The sequence below is a fragment of the Peptostreptococcus anaerobius 653-L genome (assembly GCF_000178095.1).
In the GTDB taxonomy this organism is placed as follows: domain Bacteria; phylum Bacillota; class Clostridia; order Peptostreptococcales; family Peptostreptococcaceae; genus Peptostreptococcus; species Peptostreptococcus anaerobius.
In genome coordinates this window covers 32,121-57,816 of record NZ_ADJN01000057.1, presented here as the reverse complement: position 1 = coordinate 57,816, position 25,696 = coordinate 32,121, and the positions used below count along the sequence as shown (strand labels likewise).

Sequence of the window (25,696 nt, the reverse complement as noted above, 5' to 3'; positions counted from 1 at the left end):
TATAATATTGTATTGTAAAATAAGTTATTGGAGGGGATTTTTATTGTTTAAAAATTATGTAGTACCACTTTTAGTAGTTTTAATATTTGTTTTAAGGTTGTACTTTCTTAAAATATCTATCAAAAACGAAAAGAGAATATTAAAAAATGGTGGAAAAGAATTTGGTGTAAAAAACACAAAGGCCATAACCATACTACACATTCTTTTTTATGTATTTTGTCCGATCGAAGCCATAATTAGAGGGGTTAGGCTTGATAGTGTTGGACTAGTAGGAATATCCATGGTGATTTTCTCTATGATAGTTCTTTATACAGTTATTAGCATTCTAGGTGATATATGGACTGTAAAGTTGATGCTTTTAAAAAATCATAAGTATGTGGATCACTGGTTGTTCAGGACTTTTAAACATCCAAACTACTTCTTGAATATAATGCCTGAACTATGTGGTATAGGACTTTTGTGCCATGCCAAATTAACAAGTTTAGTCATTTTGCCTCTATATGCCATAGTTTTGTATAAGAGGATAAGTCAAGAAAACATGATATTAGAAAAGTACATTATACCAAATCGATAGAAATATTGTATTAAAATAAACTAGAAAGACCAACAAAAGATGGCTATAGGTTTATCGGATGGATGGACGAGGCTTATGAGCTAGTAAACTCATTAGACGAAACAGACTATAATAGAATGTTAACAGCTAAGTTGGAAGAAGCGAAATAGTAGGTTAAAACACAAAATTCTAAGTAGAAAATTGAAGATACAAGAATTAAAAATACAAATATAGAATAAACGATTTTAATTAAAAAATAGCAAGCAATAGGACTGAACTTTTTACTGATAGTTAGCTTAAAAGTGTTAGTGAATATGCTTGCTGTTTTTTATTGTGGTTTTTGAGTGATTTTATATTTATTTAAATCTTGGTCCTATACTTATTAGTGATAATGAAAATATGATGGCCATTATGACTATAAGGATATTTTCTACCATATTGCAAAATAAGGAGCCGACTCTCAAAGGAAACAGGCTATAGTTTTTTGAACTAAAGGGGTAGAAAAGAGGTATCCCCATTTTGGTTGTCAGATCAAGCACTAGGTGACTTGAGTAAGCTATAGTAGACAAGATGGCCAGATGCCTGATACCGGTCTGTACTTCAACTAGATGGACAAGTCCATAGACTATAAGTAACATAATGAGTGAGTGGGTTAGTTTCCTGTGTTTTAAAAATGGAAACAGTGACAATAAACTACTGATAAAAACAAGCCCCAAATTAAAATCAAAAAGATAAAAATTAAGAGATAGTATAAAGAAAAATATAAATATAAATATATTTCTTAATTTACCAGCTGTGAATTTTTTTGCTGTAAGGGTTACCACAATCACCGAGATACCGAGTGCCAGGTAGAAGTTTTTACCAACTTTCTGGGAGTAGTAAAAAAGGACTATTGCTAAGAAGTATGATAGCAGGGTGTGGATTTTTTTTGTAGTATCTTTTCTTATGATATTGTTCATAACATTGGAATTGGACTCGTCTAGGTCCGCCACAATAGAGCAAAATAAGACACTAGCCAGTCCAACAGGTCCTATAGGAATATTGTAAAGTATTGCAAGTTCTAGGCTCGATAGGCTGCCTAGGATCAAGTGTGTTTTACCCCTCATAATAAATCCTTTCCTTTATCTTCATATTCTCAGTTTATCATACATAAATTGAAACAAAATGTCAAATAATCGCTATTCTATATAAAAAATATTTTAAAAGATATAAAAGTGTGGTATTATATATAGTAACATTTGTGTTCGTGATTAAGTTAAATAAAATAAAAAGGAGAGTAGATTTTGTCAAGAAATAATAACGATAAGATAAAGATTATACCTCTAGGTGGTCTAAACGAAATTGGTAAAAATATGACCATTATTGAGTATAAGGACGAGATAATAGTAATAGACGCAGGTCTATGTTTCCCAGAAGATGAATTGTTGGGAATTGATATAGTAATACCAGATATTACTTATTTAGAGAAGAATATAGACAAGGTGAAGGGGATATTTATCACTCACGGTCATGAGGACCACATTGGAGCAATGCCTTACATCTTGAAGAAGATTAACGTTCCAGTGTATGGTTCAGCCTTGAGTATGGAGCTTGTAAAGGTAAAACTAAAAGAACACAGGATTACAAAGGCTAAACTTAATACGGTAGGTTCTAGGGACCAGATTAAGTTAAAGCACATGAGCGTGGAATTTATAAGAGTTAACCATTCTATACCGGATGCTTACTCTATAGCAGTACATACTAATCAAGGGGTTATATACCATACGGGAGACTTTAAGATAGACCTTACACCTATCGATGGTGAAATGATGGATATACATAGGATATGCCAGATTAGTGACGAAGAGGGTATCCTATTGATGATGGCGGATTCAACAAATGCAGACAAGCCAGGTTCTACAATGTCTGAAAAGAGCGTGGGAGCAGGTCTTGATGATCTATTCAAAAAGGCTCAGAATTCGAGGATAATTGTTGCTACATTTGCATCTAATATTCACAGGCTACAGCAGATAGCTGATGCAGCCAAGCAGTACGGAAGAAAGGTAGCAGTATCAGGAAGATCTATGGTCAATATATTAGGTGTTGCCAAGGATTTAGGATATTTGACTACAGATGAGCATATAATTGATTTAAACGATATACACAAGTATAAGGATGAAGAACTTGTCATAATCACAACAGGTTCTCAGGGTGAACCAATGTCAGCCCTAGCAAGAATGGCTAATTCAGAACACAAAAAAGTAGAGATAAAGAAGGGTGACCTAGTTATTATCTCAGCCCATCCTATACCAGGAAATGAAAAGACAGTATCAAAAATCATAAACTTCCTACTAGAAAAGGGAGCAGAGGTTGTATCTAGTGACATAGCTGATATACACGTATCTGGTCATGCTAGACAGGATGAATTAAAGCTGATGCAGGCATTTGCCAAGCCAAAGTTCTTCTTGCCAGTCCATGGTGAGTACAAGATGTTAAAGAGACATGCAGAGCTTGCAAAGAGTGTAGGTACTAACCCAGATAATATATTTATAATATCCAATGGAGATATCCTTGAGGTGGATAGGAGGTCTGCTAGAAAGGCCGGAAGAGTAGCCTCAGGTAGAATTCTTATAGACGGTCTTGGGGTTGGAGATGTTGGTAATATTGTCCTTAGGGATAGAAAGCACCTATCAGAAGATGGACTTATGACTATTGTTGTAACCCTATCTAAGGAAGATGGTAGGATACTTGCAGGTCCAGACATCATATCAAGAGGATTTGTATATGTGAGAGAGTCTGAGGGCTTGATGGATGGCGCAAAGGCTATAATAAACAATGTATTTGAACAGTGTGAGTCAAAGAATATAAAAGAATGGGCTTATATCAAGAATACTATAAAGGAAGAACTAAAGGATTATCTGTATATTAAGACTAAGAGAAATCCTATGATATTGCCTATATTGATGGAAGTATAGAAAGAGTCGTTAAGGGGTCAACCAAGGGCTGATAGCTATTGGTTGTCCTCTTATTTTTGTAAAATGATTTTTGTAAAACAAGAATTAATAGTATCTAAAGGTTCTTGTTTTATAATCTCTTTAGTACTATTTTAAGGAGGAAAAAATGAATTTTGATATAAATTTTTTAAATTCAATTTCATCGTTTTTGACGAGTGCTTTGGCCATCTTGTTTGCAATTTCAATTCACGAGTTTGGTCATGCCTATGTAGCTCATTTAAACGGTGATGATACAGCCAAAAATATGGGAAGGATGACTATTAATCCCATAGACCATATTGATCCATTTGGTATGTTGATGATGTTTTTGATACATTTTGGATGGGCAAAGCCAGTGCCTGTCAACCCATACAACTACAGGAATCTGAGATTAGGGAATATTACTGTATCCTTGGCTGGTATAGCATTCAACCTTGTTTCTGCAATAGTATTTGCAATAATGAGTAGGTTTATAACTAGTCCCCTGTTTTCAGACATATTTGTTGCTATGATTACCTATAATATTGGTTTTGCAGCCTTTAATATACTTCCTATACCACCACTTGATGGTTGGAACGTATTGGCAACATTTTTACCAGCTAGAATAGTAGAGAAGATGTATGCCTACTCAAACTACGCCTATATACTATTTATAGTCCTTATGTTTTCAGGTAAGCTAACATATATACTGAGTCCTATCTATGGGCTGTTTTTGGGCTTAGTCAGGTTGTTCTTGTAATATAAATTAATTAAGTGAGGTGAAGTGCGTGTCTTACAGCGTGCAGACGGGAATATACGAAGGGCCTATGGACCTTTTGTTTGATTTGATAAATAAAAATAAAATAGACATAAGGGACATATCTATAGTTGAAATAACAGACCAGTATGTTGAGTATGTAGATAGTATGCAGGGAATCGACCTTGATACTGCCAGTGACTTTATAGCTATGGCATCAAAACTCTTAGAGATAAAGTCTAGATATGTTCTCTACCAGAAAGACAAGTCCTTAGACCAGGAAGACCCTAGACTTGAACTTGTCCAAAAAATAGAGGAGTACAAAAAGTACAAAAATATATCTGAAGACTTGCTTCCAAGGGTTAGTGAGTATGACAGGAGATATTATAGGAGTGCTCCTAATAACCATAGTTCTGACCTTGTATATGACCTAGGATCAATAAATCTTGATAAGATAATAGATATACTGCCTAGCTTGTTCTCAGACAAGGACTTGGTCAAAATGGAAGAAAAGCTAGAAAAGAATCAAAAACTAAAGACCATTGTCAAGAACAAGATAGTATCTGTAGAAGATAAGATAACATACATAAGAGAGATGTTAAAGGATGGTGCAATCCTAGATTTTTCTAATATAAGTAAAGAGCAGGATAAAAAAGAGATTATCGCCAGTTTTCTGGCTGTACTTGAGATGGTCAAGTTAAAGGAAGTTCAGATTGTACAGGAAAAATTCTACGACCAGATAAAAATTATTAAGTTGAACCAGGAGTAATATATGAGAAGAAGTGATATCAAAAATATAATAGAAGCTATAATGTTTTCGTATGCAGAACCTATTTCAATAAAAGAATTAAATATGGCTATAAATGAAGAGCTTTCTTTTAAGGAAATTGAACTTATGCTGAATAAACTTATAGAGGAATATAAGGAAAACAAAAGGGGCATACAGATAATTAAGTTAAACGATAAATACCAAATGTGTTCGAATGATGAATATTGTGACTTTGTTAAGAGAGTTGTTGAACCCAACAAGAAGAAAAACCTTAGTCAGGCAACTTTTGAGTCTTTGATAATAATTGCTTACAAGCAGCCTATAACAAAAAATGACCTAGAAGAGATCAGGGGAGTCAAGTGCGACAAGGTAATAGCTACACTTATAGACAACAACCTTATATATGAGGCTGGCAGGCTCAACAAAACAGGCAAGCCTATAATATATAGGACTACTGATGAATTTTTAAAATTACTAGACATTCAGTCTCTTGAGGAGCTGCCGGATAGCCCAAATAGTAATGGAATAGACTAGAATTGAAATCATAAAGAAAGATTTATATTAATATTAAGAAATTCTTAATTAATATTTATGTATAATTTATAAAAAAATAGAAAACTTTAAATTTATTTAATTTAGGTCTTTTAATTGTATAGGATTTATGTTATATTAAAATTGTTAATATATTTTATACAAAAAGACAATGGTTATGGAGATTATTATTTTAAGTATTGGAGGCAAAAAAATGGAAGATAAGGAATTAGCACTCCTAATTTTACAGAATTTAAACTTATTTGACAATCTTATCAAAAATATTGCAGGTACAGGAACTAAGAAAATACAGAAGTTAACTTCTAAGCAGTTTTTTACACTAGAGCAAGTTAAGAAATATGATAAGATTGAATTAAAGAATCTAAGTAAGGACTTGTATGTATCAACATCAAGCCTATGTATTCTTTTAAATAAGATGGTAGAACTAGGATATGTCTTTAGAGAAGAGGATGAAAAAGATAGAAGAAATACATTCTATGGTCTAACTGAAGAAGGTAAAGAAGTACTTAAGAGCGAAGAAGATAGAATAGCTACATCAATAGCTAATAATATGTCTAGCTTTGATGAAAAGTTTAAGAAGAGTCTAGAAAAGAGCTTGTCAGTTCTATTTAAGGCGACTGAAAAACTTTATTAATTCTTAAGAATCTTTATCTAAAGATTGCATCTAAATTAATAATATGTGATAATAAAAATACGTGTACATTTGTGCACGTATTTTTATTATCACATTTATTTATATTTTTATTTTCATAGATATTTTGGATGCTTATTTATATATTTATTTATATCTTTCTTCCCTATTTAGCTTTAGTAGTTGATAGCATCATCAAGTACTTTACCTATAGATTCATTGATTACTAGGTCGGCTCTTGAGTCTAACTGTGTACTTGACTTGTTTATAAGTACAATGTGGTCTCCCTTAAAATAGTCCAAAAATCCAGCTGCTGGGTAAACTACAAGTGAAGTTCCTCCAACTATAAGCAGGTCAGCCTTGGATATAGAGTTGATTGCTCCAGATATAGTTTTGTCGTCTAGTGACTCTTCGTATAGGACTACATCTGGCTTGACTATAGAACCACACTTTTTGCAGCGTGGTACAGGATCTCCTAGGTCTAAGAATTCATCAAGATTGTATTTTGCCTTACATGAGGTACAGGTATTGTGGTTGATATTTCCATGTAGGTCAAATACCCTAGTATTACCTGCAAGTTGGTGGAGGCCATCTATATTTTGAGTTACTATTGAGTCCAACTTACCCATTTTTTTCCAGTTTTGCTAGGGCAAGGTGGGCCTTGTTTGGCTTTGCATCCTTATATATCATATTGGACTTGTAAAAAGAGAAAAAATCCTCTGTATACCTAACAAAAAAAGTATGTGAAACTAGTTGTTCGGGTGAAAACTGCCTGTTTAATTTTTTTGAAAATAGCCCATTGGAACTCCTAAAATCTGGTATATTAGATTCCGTAGATACACCTGCACCACCAAAGAATACAATCCTTTTTGCATTTTTTATGTAATCCCTTAGTTTGCTTATATTTTCATTATACGTCAATGTTTTTTCTTCATTTGTCATATTAGACCTCCTTGAGTTAAGAGAATTATAAGTGATATAACTTGATATAGTTGATTTAAATACCACAATTAAATTATACCACAGAGATTATTTGATTGCTTGCTAGATGAAAATAATATTGGTAGATTGTAGACAAAATAATATTAGTTACGTGTATTCTTGTAACTTTTTTGTAATTTTTGGCCATAATTATTTACATAGCTGTAATTATTTGTTATAATAGAGTATATTTTGGAATGAAGGATAGATTAAAGTCAGTAGGTATTTTTTCAAATCTTACTGTTTATTGAATAGTATTGGAGGTAATATTAATTGAAAACTAAGATGTTTTTGTCTGCCCTAGCTCTTATACCTGCCCTAGGTATGAATGCAAATGCTGAGGCTAGTGTTGGACATATAAATTTTGAATTTGTAAATATAAGAACTAATCCCAGCATGGATGATAGGGTAAGTTTTGTACTAAAGAGGGGTGCAGAAGTCACTATATTAGAAGAAAAAGATGGATGGTCACATATAAAAAGTGGAAACCATGAAGGTTGGGTACAGTCTAATTCTATTATCAAGGGTGAGGATAATAACAATGTAAAACTAAACTCTAACGTTGGTAGTCAGAAGATGATCAACAATCCTACGCTAAATCTTAGACAGGGTGCGACAACATCAAGTAAAATAATTGCCGTACTTAAAAAAGGAGATATAGTAAGATTATTAGAAGATAGGGTAGGTTGGTGTAAGGTTGATTTTAATGGTAAGGTTGGATACTTATCAAGTAGATACTTATCTGATGTAAATGCCAACACTTCAAGTATACCAGCAAAGACTATAATGACAGTAACATCAAACCAGTTAAATGTCAGAAGAGAAGCTAAGGCAACTAGTGCTAAATTGATGACAATATATAAGGGAGATGAAGTGGTATTTGAAGCCAACACTAATGGTTGGGCAAAGATTACTAAGGATGGTAAGACAGGCTATGTATCTTCTTACTACTTAAAGGATACAGGTAAGACACAAGAAGCTCCTAGGGATGAAATAAATGAGGCTGAAACAAAACCTAGTATAGACCCTAACATTGCAAATAGGAACTCAAATGCTGGAATACAGGGTGGAGTAAGTTACCAGGACATGAATATGAGTCTTAGTGACCATGTTAATATGCAGATGTCAAATGCACTAAATGTATCGAATGCTCCAGGTTGGCCTAGGGCTACTAAAGAGGAACTTACATACCTGATGGATCCTAATAATTTCACTGACAGCACAGGTATGATGCAGTTTGTAAGGTTGGATAGATTTTCAAATTGCATAAGTGTTGACCAGTTAAACAGTTATATTAACAGGTATTGTCCAGTTGGTAATCCATTCCATAATCAGGGGCAGGCATTTATAAATGCGGCTAAGAAGAACAACATAGATGTAATCTATCTTGTTGCCCATTCATTTATAGAAACAGGAAGAGGTACTTCAAAGCTTGCACGTGGTAATGTAGTAAATGGAAAGACTGTCTATAACTTCTTTGGTATTGGTGCAGTCGATGGTAATGCCTTTGCAGGAGGTACTGCTACAGCCTACAAGAATGGTTGGACAAGTGTTGCTGCAGGTATTGATGGTGCAGCTACATGGATATCTAATAGGTATATACATAGCGGCAAGTATGACCAGAATACACTTTACAAGATGAAGTGGTCTACTACATCTATTTATCACCAGTATGCAACAGCTATACAGTGGCCTTCACATATAGGTAGGGTCATGTCTGAGATAGCATCCTACTCAAATTCTACTCATAATCTAGCCTACCAAGTTCCTAGATATAAGTAGTTAATAAAAATTTAAAAGACATCAACCCCCACATAAGCTAAATACTTGTGTGGGGTATTTAAATTTAAGATATAATTTACAAACAGATTGGATATTATCTATGAAAAAATGGTATAATATTCTTTAGAGTATTTATGAAAGGATCAAGTATTATGAAGAGAGTAATGTCTTATTATGGCAAACATATATTATCAATACTGCTTTTGGTTGCTATATTAGTTGTACAGGTCAAGTTTGAATTGATGCTACCCAAGTACACTTCTGATATTGTAAATGTAGGAATCCAGCAGGGAGGACTAAAAGAGTCTACACCAAGAGTAATAGATGAGAAAACATATGGTGTCTTACTTTCCATAACAAAAGTAGGATACAAGGGCAAGATTGCTAGTTCATATGAGAGATGGGAACCTGAGAGCGATAGTCAGGAAAACAAAAAAATTAGGCAAGAAAATGAGAATGCTAAGATGATATCTTCAAAGTATGAGGATACAAACTACTATGTACTAAAAGACAAGTTGACGAAAAGTGACTATCTTAAGTTGGATAAATACATGGCGGATTCATTGACTAAAATGGCTATATACCTATCAGATAAGGATATTGAGGCAGGTAAGAAACCGAGAATGGAACTGGCTTCAGATACAGGTCTAACTGAACAAGTCAAAAAACAAATATCGGTAAGAATGGTCAAAGAATTGTATAAGACTTATGGAGTGAATGTAGATAAGATACAAAAAGCATATATGTGGTCAACAGCTAGGTGGATGTTGTTTATAGCACTTCTTGGTGGAATTGCATCAATAGGAGTTAGCTTTATATCGTCTAGGGTCTCTACAAAAATAGCTAGGAACCTTAGAAGGGACTCATATTCAAAGGTGCTTAAGTTTTCACAGTATGAAATGAACAGATTTTCTAGTGCATCATTGATTTCAAGGTGCACAAATGATATACAACAGATTCAACAATCTTCTGTAATGGCACTAAGATTTATATTTTATGGTCCTATAATGGCTATAGGCGCATTTAGCAGCATATTGAAACTCAATGTTTCTATGATATGGATAATCGTACTTGCAATACTTGTAACATTGGTTAGTATAGCGGTAGTCATGTATATAGCTATGCCAAGGTTTAAGATTGTACAGTCTATTGTTGACAAGTTGAACCTAGTATCTATGGAATTTATATCAGGTATAGAGGTCAACAGGGTATTTGGTACTGCCAAATATGAAGAAGAACGATTTGACAAGGTAAATACTGAACTTACAGGAATATACCTATTTATATCAAGGCTTATGTCAATAATGCAGCCTATGTTGATGTTTGTAATGAACGGGGCAACTCTATTGATTATATGGTTTGGCGCCAAGGCTATAGAATCAGGTAATCTACAGGTTGGTGATATGATGGCATTTATCCAGTATGCTATGCAGATTATAATGGCATTTTTATTTATATCTATGATGTCTATTATAGTGCCAAGGGCCATGATATCTGCCAATAGGGTAGGTGAGGTATTGGACTGCGAGATACTTATTAAAGACGAAGGTAGGGTAAATAAGTTCAATAAAGAAGGCAGCATAGAATTTAAGGATGTAAGTTTTAGGTATGAAGGGGCAGAAGAGGATATAATAAGCGATATTAGTTTCTCAATACCTAAGGGCAATACCCTAGCAATTATAGGGTCAACTGGTTCTGGCAAATCTACAATTGTAAAGCTTATACCTAGGTTCTTGGAGGCTACATCAGGAAATATTCTTGTAGATGGTGTTGATGTGAGGAATATGCCTCTCAAGGTGCTTAGAACAAAGATATCTCTTGTAAACCAAAAGGCAACCCTATTTTCAGGTACTATTGGGTCTAATATAGGATATGCCAATCCTGCATTTGATCATTTTGCAATTAAACAAGCTGCAGAGATATCACAGTCAATGGAGTTTATCCAGTCTAAGAAAGACAGCTTTGATTCTAAGGTAGAGCAGGCTGGTGCAAACCTATCAGGTGGTCAAAAGCAGAGGATATCTATTGCAAGGGCTATAGCAAGAGATCCAGAAATTATTGTATTTGACGACTCCTTCTCAGCCCTTGATTCAAAGACTGATAGGATGCTTCGTAGGAGTATAAAAGAAAAATTATCTGACAAGACTATAATAGTAGTTGCTCAGAGGATAAATACTATTATGGATGCAGATGAAATATTGGTAATTGAAAATGGTAAGATAGCAGGTAGGGGTAGGCATAAGGACCTTCTAAGAACTTGCGAGGTATACTATGAAATAGCAAAATCACAGATGACAGAGGAGGAGTTGAACAATGAAATCAGCGAGTAAGAAAAACAAGTCTTCCAAAAAATCATTTATGGCTACACTAAAAAGATTGTCCAGCTACCTAGCAGATGAGAAATTAAAGATACTTATAGTATTTGTATTTGCTATATTATCTACTATATTTGCTATAGTTGGACCAAAGATAATGGGTAATGCAACAACTGAGATATTTAAGGGGATGATGAGAAAGGTACAAAATCCTCAGGATGGAATAGATTTTTACAAGGTAGGCATGATAGTATTTACCTTGATAATCCTGTACACACTTAGCTCACTATTCTCTTATATTCAATCATATATAATGTCTGGTGTATCACAGAGGGTAACCTACAATCTTAGAAAGGATATATCAGAGAAGTTCAATAGGCTACCTATAAGCTATTACGATACAAATTCTAAGGGTGACATAATATCTAGGGTTACAAATGATGTAGATACACTTAGTACAACCCTTAACCAATCATTGATGCAGCTAGTGACATCCTTGATAACTGTAGTTGGTGTATTTGTGATGATGGTGTCTATAAACCTAGTTATGAGTTTGGTATCCTTGGTTGTTTTACCTATAACTGTCTTGGTGCTTGGACTTGTAATCAAAAATTCACAGAAGTACTTTAAAGACCAGCAAAAACACTTAGGTAAGATAAATGGAAAGATAGAAGAATCATTCTCTGGACAAGAAGTAATAAGAGGCTATATGGGAGAAAAATATGAAATAACTGAGTTTAACAGGATTAACAATAAGCTATATGAAAGTGGTTGGAAGTCTCAATTTTTATCTTCAGTTATGATGCCCATAATGATGTTTGTAGGCAATCTGGGCTATGCAATAGTAGCTATCTTCGGTGGCTATATGGCTATAAATGGAAATATTCAAGTTGGTGATATACAGGCATTTATCCAGTATATGAGGACTTTCACCCAACCTCTTAACCAGTTAGCCCAGGTTATGAACCTACTTCAGTCTACAGTCGCTGCAGCTGACAGGATATTTGAGTTTCTTGATGAAGAAGAGGTAGATTTAAGTAAGAAGGATATAATAGATGAAAAGTCTTTCAAGGGTGCTATAGACTTTGACCACGTTAGGTTTGGATATGAAGAAAATAAGATTATTATAAATGATTTTAATCTACACGTTAGCCCAGGACAAAAGGTTGCTATTGTAGGACCGACTGGTGCTGGTAAGACTACACTTGTCAAACTACTTATGAGGTTTTATCAGGCAAATTCGGGGACTATAAGAATTGATGGTAAGGACATCAACGAACTAGACTTTGAAAGTTATAGGTCCAAGTTTGCCATGGTTCTTCAGGATGCCTGGCTGTTTACAGGCTCTATAAAAGACAACCTAAGGTATGGTAAGTTAGATGCCAGTGATGAAGAGGTTAAAAGGGCTGCAAAGTCTGCCTATGTCCATAGGTTTATAATGACCCAGCCTCATGGTTATGACACTATGTTGACTGCGGATTCAAGCAATATCTCTCAGGGACAAAAACAGCTTATGACAATAGCAAGGGCCATACTTTCTGATCCTAGGGTACTAATCTTGGATGAGGCGACAAGTTCTGTAGATACACGTACTGAGCAGATGATACAAAAGGCCATGGATAACCTGGTAGTCAACAGGACTAGTTTTATAATAGCCCATAGACTTTCAACAATAAGAAACGCAGACTTGATACTAGTTATGAATGAAGGAGATATAGTCGAGCAAGGCAATCATGAAGAGCTGATGAAACTAGATGGATTTTATAGCAAACTATACAGGTCGCAGTATGAGGGGGAAACTGATTAAAAATGAAATTTGATTGGAACAAAAAATATACGACTATTGCACTGTATTCAGTGATAGTAATTGCATCTGGTATCATGCTATATCTTGGACTTACTAAGTTTACTAAGTTGAGTGAGCTATTTAATACCTTTATAGCTATAATAAGACCCTTTATTATAGGATTTTCTTTGGCTTACTTATTCAATTTTATGTTGGCTTTTTATGAGGATAAGATAATATTGAATATAGCCAAGAAGGGAATTAGCCATAGAAAAATGAGGACCCTATCACTATTGATGACTTATTTTACTGTTTGTATCTTGGTATACTTGTTTATAGAGTTCATATTGCCAGAGGTTGCAGCCAGTTTATCATCTATAATAACTGACTTTCCGAGAATAGTGAATAAACTATACCTATATACAGATTCTCTTATAAGCAGTATAGAAATATCAGGACCTGCAAAGGAATTTGTAACGGCTAAGATAGAGGAAATAGGAAAGCAATTGATGGAATTTGCTACCAACCTTATGCCTTATCTCGCAAACACACTTTTAATGGTGCTTAAGAGTATATGGAACCTAGTTTTAGGTATAATTATATCTGTATATGTCTTGGCTGATAAGGAAGGCTTCTACGCTATGTGTAAGAAGTTTATAAGAGCTGTATTTTCAATTAGTGCTGGTGACTATATTCTATATGTGACAGATCTTTCAAATGATATGTTTGGTAAGTTTATAGTTGGTAAGATAATTGACTCTACAATTATAGGTGCAATAGCCTTTATAGTTTTATATATTGTTAAGATGCCTTACCTTATACTTATTACATTTATAATAGGTGTTACAAATATAATTCCATTTTTTGGTCCTTTTATAGGAGCTGTGCCATCTATTATACTTGTCCTATTTGTAAGTCCTATTAAGGCTTTATGGTTAACAATTATAATATTTATCATCCAACAGCTTGATGGTAATGTTATAGGTCCGAAGATACTAGGTGGATCTCTAGGTATATCATCATTCTGGATACTATTTTCATTGCTACTAGCAGGCAAGTTCTTTGGACTAATTGGTATGGTATTGGGTGTGCCTCTTTTTGCAGTTATACATACTCTTGCAGGAGAGACTATAAATGACAAGCTAGTAAAGAAGGGACTACCTACATCCAAGGAAGAATATAAGTAAAAAGAAAAATCTCTATAGGGGTGTATTATGATTAATAAGTATATAGATTTAATAAAAAATAATATTTTGTTTGAAAATTTTGCTCTAGGTGACCTAGCAGAATTTCTCGATTTAATAGGTGCAAAAACTATAGCAATTAGCAAGGGACAAAATTTATTTGAAGAGGGACATATTTATGAGAATATGTGCTTTCTCTTGGAGGGTGAGATAGTGCTTTCTAAGAGTGACGAAAGTGGAAATAGAAATATAATAGATAAGATAAGTCCTGGCCAGATATTTGCAGAGGTATTTTCCATGACATCCAATAAGGTGTGCCCTGTCACAGCCACTGCTGAGAAAAAGTCATTATTGATGACTATAAATACAGATAGGTTGCTAAGGCCAGATTTTGATCTTGGAGAAAAGTTTACAAGTGAACAGGCTACAATTATTTCTTGTCTTATAAAGACATTTGCGGATAAGAACCTAATCCTGCTAAACAAAATAGAAATACTTTCTAGGAGGAATACTAGGGACAAGATACTTCATTTTCTAGAAAAGGAGAGTATGAAATCATGTAATATTTTCTTTGAAATTCCTTATTCGAGAAAGGATATGGCAGATTTTTTAGGTGTTGATAGGTCGGCCCTTTCAAGAGAGCTTAGTAGGTTAAGAGAAGAAGGAATTATCGATTTTGATAAATCAACTTTTAAGTTTTTATAATATATAAATTTGTTATGTAATGATATATTTTCTTATACATTCTGTTTTAAGCATATATTATTGGGGCATATTATATAATAGTATATGTGGTATTAGGAGGATTGTACGATGGAAAAATTAGCGACATTTGCTGGTGGATGCTTTTGGTGCATGGTTAAACCATTCACTAGTTATGAAGGAGTCCTAGATTTAAAGGTTGGATATACCGGCGGCCAGACAGATAATCCTACTTACAAGGAAGTTTGTAGTGGAAAGACAGGTCATTTTGAAGCCGTTCAGATTAGATATGATGATAGAATTACATACGAAGAAATACTTGAGGTTTTTTGGAGACAGATAGATCCCTTTAATCCAGCAGGACAATTTGCCGATATTGGAAGTCAGTACCATACTGCTATTTTCTACCATGATGAAGATCAAAAGAGGATTGCTACTTATTACAAGGATAAATTAGAGAGAGAGTCTGATAAGAAGGTCTTCACTAAGATAATTCCGGCTGAAAAGTTCTATCCTGCAGAAGATAATCATCAGGACTACTATAAGACTCAGTCTAGGCATTATGAAATGTACTATAGGAATTCAGGAAGACATAATTTTTTAAAGGCCTACTGGGATAGGAACAATGATCTTAGGGAGGAAAGAAGGGATATCTTATCTGATATATCTTTTGAAGTTACCCAAAATGATATGACTGAAGTACCTTTTGAAAATGAATACTACGATAATTTTGACAAGGGTATATATGTCGATATAGTCGATGGACAGCCATTATTTTCTTCAAGCGACAAGTTTGATTCAGGCTGTGGTTGGCCAGCATTTTCTAAGCCAATAAAAGATACGTCTATCCATAAGAGGGCTGACTATTCATTTGGTATGAGTAGGACTGAGGTTAGGAGTTTGAAGGCTAACTCTCATCTAGGTCATGTATTTGAAGATGGTCCAGACTCATTGGGAGGCAATAGGTATTGTATCAATTCAGCAGCCCTAAAGTTTATACCACTTGAAAAGATGGAAGAACTAGGATACGGTGAATATATCAAATATGTTAAGTAGAAAATATACAAAGTAGATTTAAGTATAAAAAGTAGATTTAAGTATAAAAAGTAGATTTAAGTATAAAATTTTAATAAATATTTTAGGCACCTTGAATTAGGTGCCTTTGTAACGTTTTGATATTGAGGTTTTTTGAGATTTGGGTTATAGTATATCTTGTGATGATGGAGGTAGATATGAGTTATTACGATAATAAATGGTTTAAAAATTTTAAAACAAAACTTGTAGCTTGCAATACTTATGATAATTCTGAACTACTGGAATTAGAGTTTGAAGATACGATATTTTTCCCAGGGGGCGGCGGCCAACCCATGGACAGGGGATTTATCAGCCTAGTCAGTGGTGGGGAAGTAAAGCATAGATACAAGCTTGAAGATATTCGTGAGGTTGATAATAGAATTAAACATATAGTATCTAGGGATCAAGTACTATCTACATATGAGATATCATCAGACAAAATATCATCAGGTGATATTGAATGTCTTATGGAGCTTGATTGGGACCACAGGATTGATGGTATGCAGCAACATACAGGTCAGCATCTCTTATCAGGATGTTTCTATAAATTGTTTAAGGCCAATACTAAGGGTCTTCATATAGGTAAAGATGTATCTCAGCTAGATATTGATGGTGAATTTACGGACGAAATGGTTAAAAAGCTTGAAGACTATGCTAATGACCAGATTTCAAGGGCTATAAATATCAAAAATTATGTCTTAAAAGAGGGTGACAGTCTAGAAACTAGAAGGCCTCTTCCAAGTACAGATGGTGATATTAGGATTCTTGAAATTGAGGACCTGGATATTAATGCCTGTTGTGGTCTTCATCTAGACAACACTAGGGACATCACCATGGTAAAGATAAAAAGGTACTACAAGCACAAGTCTGGAACTAGGTTTGAATACTTAGCTGGAAAAAGGGCTGTAGATTACTTGTTAAAAAGGGATCGAATTTTCGATTCTGTCCTTAATAAGTACAGTGCAGGAGAAGACAATATTATAAAGAGTTTGGAAAATATAGAAAAGAAAAAGGATGATTACTATAGTAGATCAGCTTATCTATTAAATGAGCTAATCAAAAAAGATATGGAGATATACTTATCTTCTGCTAAGTCAAATGCCAAGGGATTAAAGGTTATTATAAGTAAATTTGATAATGAAGAGACATGGTATTTGGATAGTCTTGCAAAGCACCTAGTAGAGAGTGGACCTCTTGTTCTAATCTTTGCAAATAAAAAGCAAGGCAAATACATGATAAACTTTATGGCAAGTAAGACTACAATATCAGAACACACCTATATAGATTTAGGTAAATTATTTAAGAGTTTAGCCAATGAGTATCCATTAAAGGGTGGTGGATCTAAGTTTTCAGCGTCTGGAGTATATGATTCTGAAAAAAATATTGACATATTGTTAGATAATGTATATGATTTATATATTGGAGTTTTATAGGAATTTATTGGAGGTAAAAATGTCAATTTCAGGATTGATTATACTTTTGGTGTTGTTGGTACTTGCACTATATAGTATATTAACAAGTAAGGGTCTTAAGAGACATATGATTAAGAATACAGCTACAGCCTATGCGATTTTGCTAGGACTACTTGCTGTAACGAGGATAAACAGGTGTGATATTATAGCTGTTTACATAGGCCTATTGACGGTAGCTATTGCTGTAGGGTCTATATACTTTTACAAGAAGGATTACAGAAAATCCAGCATATTGTTGGTTTTGGCCTTGGTGATTGGTACATTAGGAGCCTACCTATCATATTTAGACTAAGCAAGTAGTGACCGTGGGATATATCCTGCGGTTTTTTTGTAGACATTTTATAGCTTTTATTTGGACAGATTTTATAGTTCTTACTTGGATACAGAAAAGGCCGCCCTTATTTGAGCGACCTTAATTTATCGTATTGATTTTAACAAAATGCTAATGGATTCTATTATAGGTTTCTATTGTCCTTTAGTATAACGTCGTGAGCTCCACCCTCTACGATTGAAGTAGAAGATACAACTGTTAGCTTGGCCTTGTCCTGTAGTTCAGGAATTGAAAGGGCACCGCAGTTACACATAGTTGATCTTACCTTAGCAAGAGTCATGTTTACATTGTCTTTTAATGAACCAGCATATGGAACGTAAGAGTCTACACCTTCTTCAAATGACAGCTTCTTGTCTCCACCTAGGTCATATCTCTGCCAGTTTCTAGCCCTAGCAGAACCTTCACCCCAGTATTCCTTCATGTAAACGCCGTTTATATTTACCTTGTTTGTTGGAGATTCATCAAATCTTGAGAAGTATCTACCAAGCATTACAAAGTCTGATCCCATAGCTAGTGCAAGTGTGATGTGGTGGTCATATACGATACCACCATCTGAGCAGATTGGAATATATATACCAGTTTCTTCAAAATATTCATCTCTAGCCTTGGCAACATCAATTACTGAAGTAGCCTGACCACGTCCGATACCCTTTTGTTCTCTAGTGATACATATTGATCCACCACCGATACCGATCTTTATAAAGTCAGCACCAGCATCAGCAAGGAATCTGAATCCCTCTCTGTCAACTACGTTACCAGCACCTATCTTTACAGTGTCACCGTACTTTTCTCTAACCCACGCTATAGTTCTTGACTGCCATTCTGAGTAGCCTTCAGATGAATCTATGCATAGTATGTCAACACCAGCCTCTAGTAGGGCAGGAATACGCTCTTCGTAGTCTCTAGTGTTGATACCAGCACCTACAACGTATCTCTTTTTAGCGTCGTGTAGTTCAAGTGGGTTTTCCTTGTGTGAATCATAGTCTTTTCTAAATACCATATATACTAGCTTGCCATCTTCGTCTAGTACTGGTAGAGAATTTAACTTGTTGTCCCAGATTATGTTGTTGGCTTCTTTAAGAGTAACATTTTTATCTGCGTATACAATTTTTTCTATTGGTGTCATAAAATCACGAACTTTAGTATCACGTGACATTCTGCTGACTCTGTAGTCACGGCTTGCTACTATTCCCAATAATTTACCTTTTGCAGTACCATCATCTGTTATGGCAACAGTAGAGTGGCCAGTCTTTTCCTTTAGGTCAAGTATATCTGCTAGTGTGTGGTCTGGAGTAAGGTTTGAGTCAGATATTACAAACCCTGCCTTGTGAGACTTTACTTTTGCTACCATTGCAGCCTGATTTTCTATAGTCTGTGATCCGTATATGAATGAGATACCACCTTCTTTTGCTAGAGCAACAGCCATATTGTCATCAGATACTGACTGCATGACAGCTGAAACTAGAGGTATATTCATCTTTAAAGCTGGTTCTTCTCCTTTTTTGAATTTAACAACTGGTGTAACAAGGCTAACATTAGCTGGTATGCACTCAGCTGATGAATAACCTGGTACTAATAAATACTCACTGAAAGTTCTTGATGGAGTATCAAAGTAAAAAGCCATTAATAATCATCTCCTTTATATTGTTTTTTCCAAACATTATTATAAAATCCTTAACTGAATGTTTATATATAAAGAGATTTTAACACTATTGAAACAAAAAGTCTAGGAAAATATCTAAAGAAAACTGAATTTTAATGAAATTTTATATAATAGTGATTTATCTTGGGAGAACTTGCAAGACCTAAATTGCAAAACTTGTAAATTTGCTATATAATATAGAAGTAAATGCTATAATTTATTAAACTTATTTATAGGTGTTTAATTGACACTTTGTTTAAGAAAGTGAAATGGATTTATAGCGTTAGTATAATCAAAATAACCAAATAAAATTCGGGAGGAATATATGAACTTTTTTATCGACACAGCCAATATTGATGAAATAAAGGAAGCAAATGATCTAGGTGTAATCTGCGGTGTAACTACAAACCCATCGCTTATAGCCAAAGAAGGTAGAGATTTTGCAGAGGTAGTAAATGAAATAACTACTATAGTTGATGGGCCTATCAGTGCTGAGGTACTAAGTATGGACCATGAAGGTATGATAAAAGAAGGCGAAAAGCTTGCTAAGATCCACGAAAACATAGTTATAAAGATACCTATGTGTGCAGAAGGTCTAAAGGCAGTAAAGGCACTTAGCGACAAGGGCATAAGAACAAATGTAACTCTTATATTCTCAGCTAATCAGGCACTTCTTGCAGCTAGGGCTGGAGCGTCATATGTGAGTCCTTTTGTTGGTAGATTAGATGACATATCATTTGATGGCCTAGGACTTATAGCTGACATCAAGCAGATATTTGAAGTTAACTTTATAGAAACAGAAATAATAGTTGCAAGTGTTAGAAATCCAATCCATGTACTAGAGTCTGCAAAGCTAGGAGCAGACATAGCTACAGTGCCATATAAGGTAATAATGCAGATGATCAACCATCCACTTACAGACAGGGGTATAGAAAATTTTATAAAGGATGCTGAGAAGGCAAAATTAACAATATAGTAGATAGTAGGGATTATTCCCATAGGAGAAAGAAATGGACAAGTTATTCAGTTTACAAAATGGTACAGATGTTAGAGGGGTAGCCTATAAGGATGAAAACTCTGAATTGGATATAACTCTTACTAAGGAAGATGTAGAAATAATAGCCAAGGCTTTTGCTACTTGGATTACAGACAAGGACAAGAAGTCTGACATAAGGATTGCATTAGGTATGGATTCAAGGGTCACAGGCCCTGAATTTAGACAGGTTGCAGGTGATGCCTTGAGGTCTATAGGCGTATATCTAGTAGATTGCGGTCTTGCAACTACACCATCTATGTTTATGACTACTGTAATGGAAGATTACAAGTGCGATGGTGCTATAATGTTTACAGCAAGTCATATGCCATATATATATAATGGAATGAAGATGTTTACTGAGGATGGATGCCTAGACAAGCAGGACCTAAAGGATGTCTTGGATATAGCTGTATCTAAGAATATCATGAAGGGGCTAGAATATGGTGGTTACGAAACTAGAGACCTATTAGAGGACTATTCAAGGGTCCTTGTAGATAAGATAATAAAAGGTGTGGACTCTAAGATAAACCATGATAAGCCATTTGCTGGTATGAAGATCATAGTAGATGCCGGAAATGGTGCAGGTGGATTTTTTGCTGAAAAGGTCCTTGCTAGACTTGGTGCCGATACAGAGGGAAGTCAGTTCCTAGAGCCAGATGGAATGTTCCCTAATCATATACCTAACCCTGAAAACAAGGAAGCTATGAAGTCTATATCTCAGGCTACTGTAAATGTAGGTGCTGACCTTGGTATTATATTTGATACCGATGTAGACAGGGCAGCTATAGTAGGTCCAGATGGAAAATCTATAAATAAAAACGCCTTGATAGCCTTGATTGCATCGATCCTACTAGAAGAAGAGGCTGGGGCTACAATAGTAACAGATTCTGTAACTTCTAAGGGCCTTGCTGAATTTATAGAAAAAAGAGGTGGGGTTCACCATAGGTTTAAGAGGGGTTACAAGAATGTAATCAACGAATCAGTAAGACTAAACAAGGAAGGTATATCATCACCACTTGCTATAGAGACATCAGGTCATGCAGCACTTAGGGAGAATTATTTCTTGGATGATGGAGCTTATTTAATAGCCAAGATATTGATGAAGGCTGCCCAGATGCATGAGAAGGGTCAGAGTGTTGCAGATATCATATCCGACCTAAAAGAAGCAAAGGAATCTTCAGAATACAGGATTAAGATCAAGGAAGAGGATTTTAAGGCCTATGCTGCTAAAGTAATAGAAGACTTAAAGGAATTTGCAAAATCTAGTGACTCATGGTCTGAGCTAGAGAAAAACTTTGAAGGTGTAAGAGTTGATTCTGCATATCCAGATGAAAATGGTTGGTTCTTGTTAAGGGCATCCCTACACGAGCCGCTATTAGTTCTTAACTTAGAGTCAGATGTTGACAGTGGATGTAACAAAATGTATTCTAAAATAGAGAACTTCTTAAAGGAATACAATCTAGATTTATAAAATTAATATGTAGTGAAAGTCTCAAGATGGTTGATTTCAACTGTTTTGGGACTTTTTTTGTTTTTATAATAATATTATTACAGCTTGTAACTATAGTAACAGACCTGTAATGCTAGATAACACCCCTGTAACGTTTTTTATGTATATATTGTGGTATATTATAAATATAGAAAGACATAAATAAGACATAAATATTAATTATATAAATTTGAGAAGGGGTGTGATCTTATGAAGAAGAGAATAGTTTTAGCGATGGTAGTGATGATGGGTATATTTGCAGTCAGCCCCCTAAGCGATGCAGTAAATAGGCAACAAGAAGATATGATGTATGCAAGGCCAGCAAAGCAGGATGTGGTAGCTGATAGCGATGATACAGTTATAGATAATGAGTCACCTGTTTCAGACAAGAAGAAGGAAGACATAGTTGAGGCAGATACAAGCCTAAAGTCAAATCAGATGCAGGATGTAAACAAGGTTAGGAATCAAGATAGAGTTATAAACAAGGTTGAAGTAAATAAATCTGAAAAGACTCTTGCTAATAATGTAACAGTAAATAAATCTGAAAAGACTCTTGCTAATAATGTAGCAGAAAATAAAACAAATAAGATAGGTGATTTAACAAGTCAAGAAGCTCCTAAGGCTAACAAGTCATTAAACAGGGAAGAGGCCTTAAATGTACTAAAGAACCAGGGAACAAACCTAGACTACTCATATATGGGCGATGAAAAAGACTACTCAGTGCTAAAGGAAAAAGGACATGAAGGCTATGTGTTCCTACCTAATACAAACACTGATATGGGCTTATTTGTAGACAAGAATACAAAAGAAGTATACTACTTCCATCCATCAGGTTATATTGACCAGTATTAGTAGTAAGTACAAGCTTACTTGGACAGGTATTTAAAGAGGCAAGCAGTTGGTCCAAATATAGGTTGTTTATAAAATTTAATTTAAATATGCGAAGTAATATAGGCACTTAAGAAGGTTATGCATTTGATTTCAAAAGAAATTTTGCATAACCTTTTTATTTATGTATTAAAATACTTCTCTAATTTATATACTAAATTTATCTTATATCTGTGTTAGGTTATCTAAAAAGTATTCAAATAATATACCGTCGTTCCTGTCAAAGTCGCCGCTTTCTACTGTATAGTTTACAGATTTGTAGATAAAATCGACAGCAGCACTGACACATTTTTCTAGTTCAAAGCCTCTTGTTATAAGGGCAGATACTATGGATGTAAATATATCTCCTGTACCACTGAAACTAACTCTATTGAAAGGGACTCCTATCTTTGATATTGAATCCTGTCTACGATCATAGCATATATTGTATATTGAGTCTTTTTCTTCAAAGCCTGTGATAATGACATAAGAAGGACCAGTCTTGGAAAGGTCTCTGCACAGTTCAAGTAGGTCTTCTTCCTTGTAGTCAAAATTGTCTATTTTGCGACCTGACAATAGGTTGGCTTCGGTGATATTTGGTGTTATCAAATCCGCCATTGTGACCAACTCTCTCATTTCTACGACATCTTCATCTGTGAAAATTGGAAACATCTTTCCGTTATCCGCCAATACAGGGTCTACAATTACAAATGAATCTGGGTTATTCTTAATTAAATTTTCTACTAGTTTAATCTGCCTTGATGAACCCAAAAATCCTGAATAAATAGTATCGAAATTGGCCCTTAATTCCTGCCATATATCTATGTATTCTTCTATGGAATCAGTCAAGTCTACAAAGCTGAATTTAGGATAGCCTGTTTGACTAGACAGAACGGATGTAGGTAGGGGACAACACTGACACTTAAGTGCTGATATTATTGGTATAGCTACTGTTAGAGAACATTTTCCAAGTCCGGAAATATCGTTTATACAGGCTATTTTCTTTTGCTTAGACATTTGTAAATCCTCCGTAAATACTTGTAATTCTTATATATTGTTAAGTTTTGGTGAAATTGTTGAACAATATCAAGAATTTACAATAATAGTTCTTCTTGTATATTATTATATATCAATATTACACAATTAATCAAGTTACCGGCTAAAAGTGGAGAATTATTATTAAAAATAAAATTAAATTTTTATTATTTTTAAAATATAATTGACTATTCTTATTTATTATGTTATATTGGAGAAGTAGTGAACAGCAAAAAATTCAAACGTTCACAATTTTAGGAGGATTTAATGAAAGTCGGAGTAGTAAAGTGGTTTAACAATGAAAAGGGATTTGGTTTTATATCAGTAGATGGAGAAAATGACGTATTCGTACATTTTTCAGCAATACAGGGCGATGGTTACAAGTCTCTTGAAGAAGGTCAGCAGGTTGAATTTGAAATCGTAGACGGTTCAAAGGGACCTCAGGCTGCAAACGTAACAAGAGTTTAAATTATAAATTAAGCTACAGTTTATTCTGTAGTATGAGAAATTTTGAAATTTGAATCAGTTAGTACAGAGACCAGTTTACTGGTCTCTTTTGCATATTGACATTTAAGCAAACATTTTCAAGGTATTTATAGGTGAATTCCTTTTACTTGTGTTATAATAACTATGGAGATCCTTTGCTAAAGTAATCGGCATTGGGTATCTTATAAATATATATATCTTTTTTACAGATATAAATTATTAATCGAGGAGAAGGCTATGAATATATTATTTTTCTTAACGCCAAAAACGGATGTAGTCAGTTTGATGGATACAGATTCTGTTTATACTGTTTTAGAAACACTTAAAAAATATAGGTATGCATCTGTGCCTATACTAAATGAAGCGGGTAACTATGTAGGTACAGTAAAAGAAGGTGATTTATTGTGGTATATAGATAGCATGAAGAAATATGATCTTGAATCGCTTAAAGAAATCAATATAATGGAAGTACCTAGGAGGAGCAATAATGACACTGCCAAGATAGACGCCAATGTAGAAGATTTACTAGGGGTTCTTATCAACCAGAATTTTGTTCCTGTTATAGATGATGCAGGTATCTTTATAGGTATAGTCAAGAGAAGAGAGGTAATCTCTTATACATATGATTTATTGAAGGGGAAAGACCAGTCTCTAGATGATATGTTCAACAAAAATTGATAATTAGACTAGTTACGATATTAGTTAATAGAAAAGAGCTCGAATTTTGGGGTCAGATTAATCTTAGACACCTCAATTTGAGCTCTTTTTGTTTATCTTTTTATATCGTTTTTAGTTACTAATATAGCTATTTTTCCTGTTGGATTGTATGTTATCTGTACAATAGCGTTCTTTTTAACCTTTACAAGGTCTTCGCCACCGTATTTTATGTCCAACTTAATAGGCTTCTTACCCTGTTTGATTAGGGCAGTGTAACCGTCCTTACCCTTGTTTTCAAGGCTGATCAGGTTGCCCACATAAGGAGTGAATTCCTGATATTTTTCACTTTCTTTTTTCATAAAGAAATATGCTGCTACTAGTATCACAACATCTACTAGAAGTGTGGCCCACCAAGGGAACTTCAATACTGTAGCTACTAAGATTCCAACCACTACCATGGCAACTATAAACCATAGAGCTTTTTTCATTATCAATTTACCGATTATATCATTTGCCTTTTTCTCTGGACCAGTCATAGTCTTCTGTCTAGCGAACTGATCTGCAAATCTATCTCTTAAGCCCATACTAATGCCTCCTATCTTCTTATTCTTATAAATACCTTCTCTATTTTAACATATTCGGAC

The 25,696-nt window shown here is 34.5% G+C and carries 23 protein-coding genes and 1 pseudogene; 19 read left to right on the top strand and 5 right to left on the bottom strand.

From position 1 onward, the window contains the following. The first annotated feature begins 43 nt into the window (after positions 1–43). Positions 44–574, top strand: a complete 531-nt coding sequence (locus HMPREF0631_RS06815; protein WP_002844105.1) for an isoprenylcysteine carboxyl methyltransferase family protein — start codon at positions 44–46, stop codon at positions 572–574. 335 nt (positions 575–909) lie between these two features. Here the strand turns inward: HMPREF0631_RS06815 and HMPREF0631_RS06810 are convergent, their stop codons facing one another. Beyond that, positions 910–1,659 carry a metal-dependent hydrolase gene (locus tag HMPREF0631_RS06810; protein ID WP_002844099.1) on the bottom strand — a complete coding sequence of 250 codons (750 nt, stop codon included), beginning with the start codon at positions 1,657–1,659 and terminating at the stop codon, positions 910–912. A 177-nt stretch (positions 1,660–1,836) separates the two neighbouring features. Between HMPREF0631_RS06810 and HMPREF0631_RS06805 the strand changes: the two genes are divergently transcribed. The 5 genes from HMPREF0631_RS06805 (at position 1,837) to HMPREF0631_RS06785 (ending at position 6,216) form a co-directional block, all read left to right on the top strand. Then, on the top strand, positions 1,837–3,507 hold the full coding sequence (locus HMPREF0631_RS06805; RefSeq protein ID WP_002844110.1) for a ribonuclease J: 1,671 nt from the start codon (positions 1,837–1,839) through the stop codon (positions 3,505–3,507). A gap of 145 nt (positions 3,508–3,652) precedes the next feature. After that, on the top strand, positions 3,653–4,264 hold the full coding sequence (locus HMPREF0631_RS06800) for a site-2 protease family protein (RefSeq protein WP_002844028.1): 612 nt from the start codon (positions 3,653–3,655) through the stop codon (positions 4,262–4,264). Between the two features lie 28 nt (positions 4,265–4,292). After that, on the top strand, positions 4,293–5,030 hold the full coding sequence (locus tag HMPREF0631_RS06795; protein ID WP_026333387.1) for a segregation and condensation protein A: 738 nt from the start codon (positions 4,293–4,295) through the stop codon (positions 5,028–5,030). A gap of 3 nt (positions 5,031–5,033) precedes the next feature. After that, positions 5,034–5,564, top strand: a complete 531-nt coding sequence (gene scpB / locus HMPREF0631_RS06790; RefSeq protein WP_002844052.1) for an SMC-Scp complex subunit ScpB — start codon at positions 5,034–5,036, stop codon at positions 5,562–5,564. 211 nt (positions 5,565–5,775) lie between these two features. Beyond that, on the top strand, positions 5,776–6,216 hold the full coding sequence (locus tag HMPREF0631_RS06785; RefSeq protein ID WP_002844071.1) for a MarR family winged helix-turn-helix transcriptional regulator: 441 nt from the start codon (positions 5,776–5,778) through the stop codon (positions 6,214–6,216). A gap of 173 nt (positions 6,217–6,389) precedes the next feature. Here HMPREF0631_RS06785 and HMPREF0631_RS10380 read toward each other — a convergent pair. After that, positions 6,390–7,155, bottom strand: a pseudogene (locus HMPREF0631_RS10380) (NAD-dependent protein deacylase). A gap of 312 nt (positions 7,156–7,467) precedes the next feature. Between HMPREF0631_RS10380 and HMPREF0631_RS06775 the strand changes: the two are divergent. The 8 genes from HMPREF0631_RS06775 to HMPREF0631_RS06740 all read left to right on the top strand — a co-directional run bounded on the left by HMPREF0631_RS06775 (position 7,468) and on the right by HMPREF0631_RS06740 (position 17,801). After that, entirely contained in the window at positions 7,468–8,976 is a 1,509-nt protein-coding gene (locus HMPREF0631_RS06775) for an SH3 domain-containing protein (protein ID WP_002844043.1), read from the top strand. A gap of 152 nt (positions 8,977–9,128) precedes the next feature. Further along, entirely contained in the window at positions 9,129–11,306 is a 2,178-nt protein-coding gene (locus tag HMPREF0631_RS06770; protein ID WP_002844040.1) for an ABC transporter ATP-binding protein, read from the top strand. Then, complete coding sequence (locus tag HMPREF0631_RS06765; protein WP_002844092.1) at positions 11,290–13,098, top strand: ABC transporter ATP-binding protein; 1,809 nt, start codon at positions 11,290–11,292, stop codon at positions 13,096–13,098. The genes HMPREF0631_RS06770 and HMPREF0631_RS06765 overlap by 17 nt, the downstream gene beginning before the upstream one ends. Positions 13,099–13,100: 2 nt before the next feature. Continuing rightward, positions 13,101–14,264: an AI-2E family transporter gene (locus HMPREF0631_RS06760; protein WP_002844077.1), complete on the top strand. Its 1,164-nt coding sequence runs from the start codon at positions 13,101–13,103 to the stop codon at positions 14,262–14,264. Between the two features lie 27 nt (positions 14,265–14,291). Beyond that, the gene (locus tag HMPREF0631_RS06755; RefSeq protein ID WP_002844058.1) at positions 14,292–14,966 is read left to right on the top strand and encodes a Crp/Fnr family transcriptional regulator; all 675 of its coding nucleotides are present in this window, start codon (positions 14,292–14,294) and stop codon (positions 14,964–14,966) included. Between the two features lie 108 nt (positions 14,967–15,074). Next, positions 15,075–16,019, top strand: a complete 945-nt coding sequence (gene msrB / locus HMPREF0631_RS06750) for a peptide-methionine (R)-S-oxide reductase MsrB (RefSeq protein ID WP_002844031.1) — start codon at positions 15,075–15,077, stop codon at positions 16,017–16,019. A 176-nt stretch (positions 16,020–16,195) separates the two neighbouring features. Continuing rightward, on the top strand, positions 16,196–17,470 hold the full coding sequence (locus HMPREF0631_RS06745; protein WP_002844075.1) for an alanyl-tRNA editing protein: 1,275 nt from the start codon (positions 16,196–16,198) through the stop codon (positions 17,468–17,470). Between the two features lie 19 nt (positions 17,471–17,489). Continuing rightward, complete coding sequence (locus HMPREF0631_RS06740; RefSeq protein WP_002844084.1) at positions 17,490–17,801, top strand: hypothetical protein; 312 nt, start codon at positions 17,490–17,492, stop codon at positions 17,799–17,801. Positions 17,802–17,964: 163 nt separating this feature from the next. On the opposite strand, the gene HMPREF0631_RS06735 is transcribed toward HMPREF0631_RS06740, so the two are convergent. Then, positions 17,965–19,464 (bottom strand): IMP dehydrogenase, encoded by a 1,500-nt coding sequence (locus HMPREF0631_RS06735; protein ID WP_002844046.1) that lies wholly within the window; start codon positions 19,462–19,464, stop codon positions 17,965–17,967. Between the two features lie 343 nt (positions 19,465–19,807). On the opposite strand from HMPREF0631_RS06735, the gene fsa reads away from it, so the two are divergent. The 3 genes from fsa to HMPREF0631_RS06720 all read left to right on the top strand — a co-directional run bounded on the left by fsa (position 19,808) and on the right by HMPREF0631_RS06720 (position 22,859). Continuing rightward, positions 19,808–20,458, top strand: coding sequence for a fructose-6-phosphate aldolase (gene fsa / locus HMPREF0631_RS06730; protein ID WP_002844094.1), 651 nt, complete (start codon positions 19,808–19,810; stop codon positions 20,456–20,458). Positions 20,459–20,492: 34 nt separating this feature from the next. Then, complete coding sequence (locus HMPREF0631_RS06725) at positions 20,493–21,989, top strand: phosphohexomutase domain-containing protein (RefSeq protein ID WP_002844098.1); 1,497 nt, start codon at positions 20,493–20,495, stop codon at positions 21,987–21,989. 228 nt (positions 21,990–22,217) lie between these two features. After that, positions 22,218–22,859 (top strand): hypothetical protein, encoded by a 642-nt coding sequence (locus HMPREF0631_RS06720; protein WP_002844053.1) that lies wholly within the window; start codon positions 22,218–22,220, stop codon positions 22,857–22,859. Between the two features lie 201 nt (positions 22,860–23,060). Here the strand turns inward: HMPREF0631_RS06720 and HMPREF0631_RS06715 are convergent, their stop codons facing one another. Beyond that, positions 23,061–23,891: a pyridoxamine kinase gene (locus tag HMPREF0631_RS06715; protein WP_002844045.1), complete on the bottom strand. Its 831-nt coding sequence runs from the start codon at positions 23,889–23,891 to the stop codon at positions 23,061–23,063. 285 nt (positions 23,892–24,176) lie between these two features. On the opposite strand from HMPREF0631_RS06715, the gene HMPREF0631_RS06710 reads away from it, so the two are divergent. Both HMPREF0631_RS06710 and HMPREF0631_RS06705 read left to right on the top strand, forming a co-directional pair. After that, positions 24,177–24,377 (top strand): cold-shock protein, encoded by a 201-nt coding sequence (locus HMPREF0631_RS06710; RefSeq protein ID WP_002844033.1) that lies wholly within the window; start codon positions 24,177–24,179, stop codon positions 24,375–24,377. A gap of 255 nt (positions 24,378–24,632) precedes the next feature. Next, positions 24,633–25,073 carry a CBS domain-containing protein gene (locus tag HMPREF0631_RS06705; RefSeq protein ID WP_002844041.1) on the top strand — a complete coding sequence of 147 codons (441 nt, stop codon included), beginning with the start codon at positions 24,633–24,635 and terminating at the stop codon, positions 25,071–25,073. A 92-nt stretch (positions 25,074–25,165) separates the two neighbouring features. Here HMPREF0631_RS06705 and HMPREF0631_RS06700 read toward each other — a convergent pair whose 3' ends face one another. After that, positions 25,166–25,636 (bottom strand): hypothetical protein, encoded by a 471-nt coding sequence (locus HMPREF0631_RS06700; protein WP_002844073.1) that lies wholly within the window; start codon positions 25,634–25,636, stop codon positions 25,166–25,168. Between the last annotated feature and the right edge of the window lie 60 nt (positions 25,637–25,696).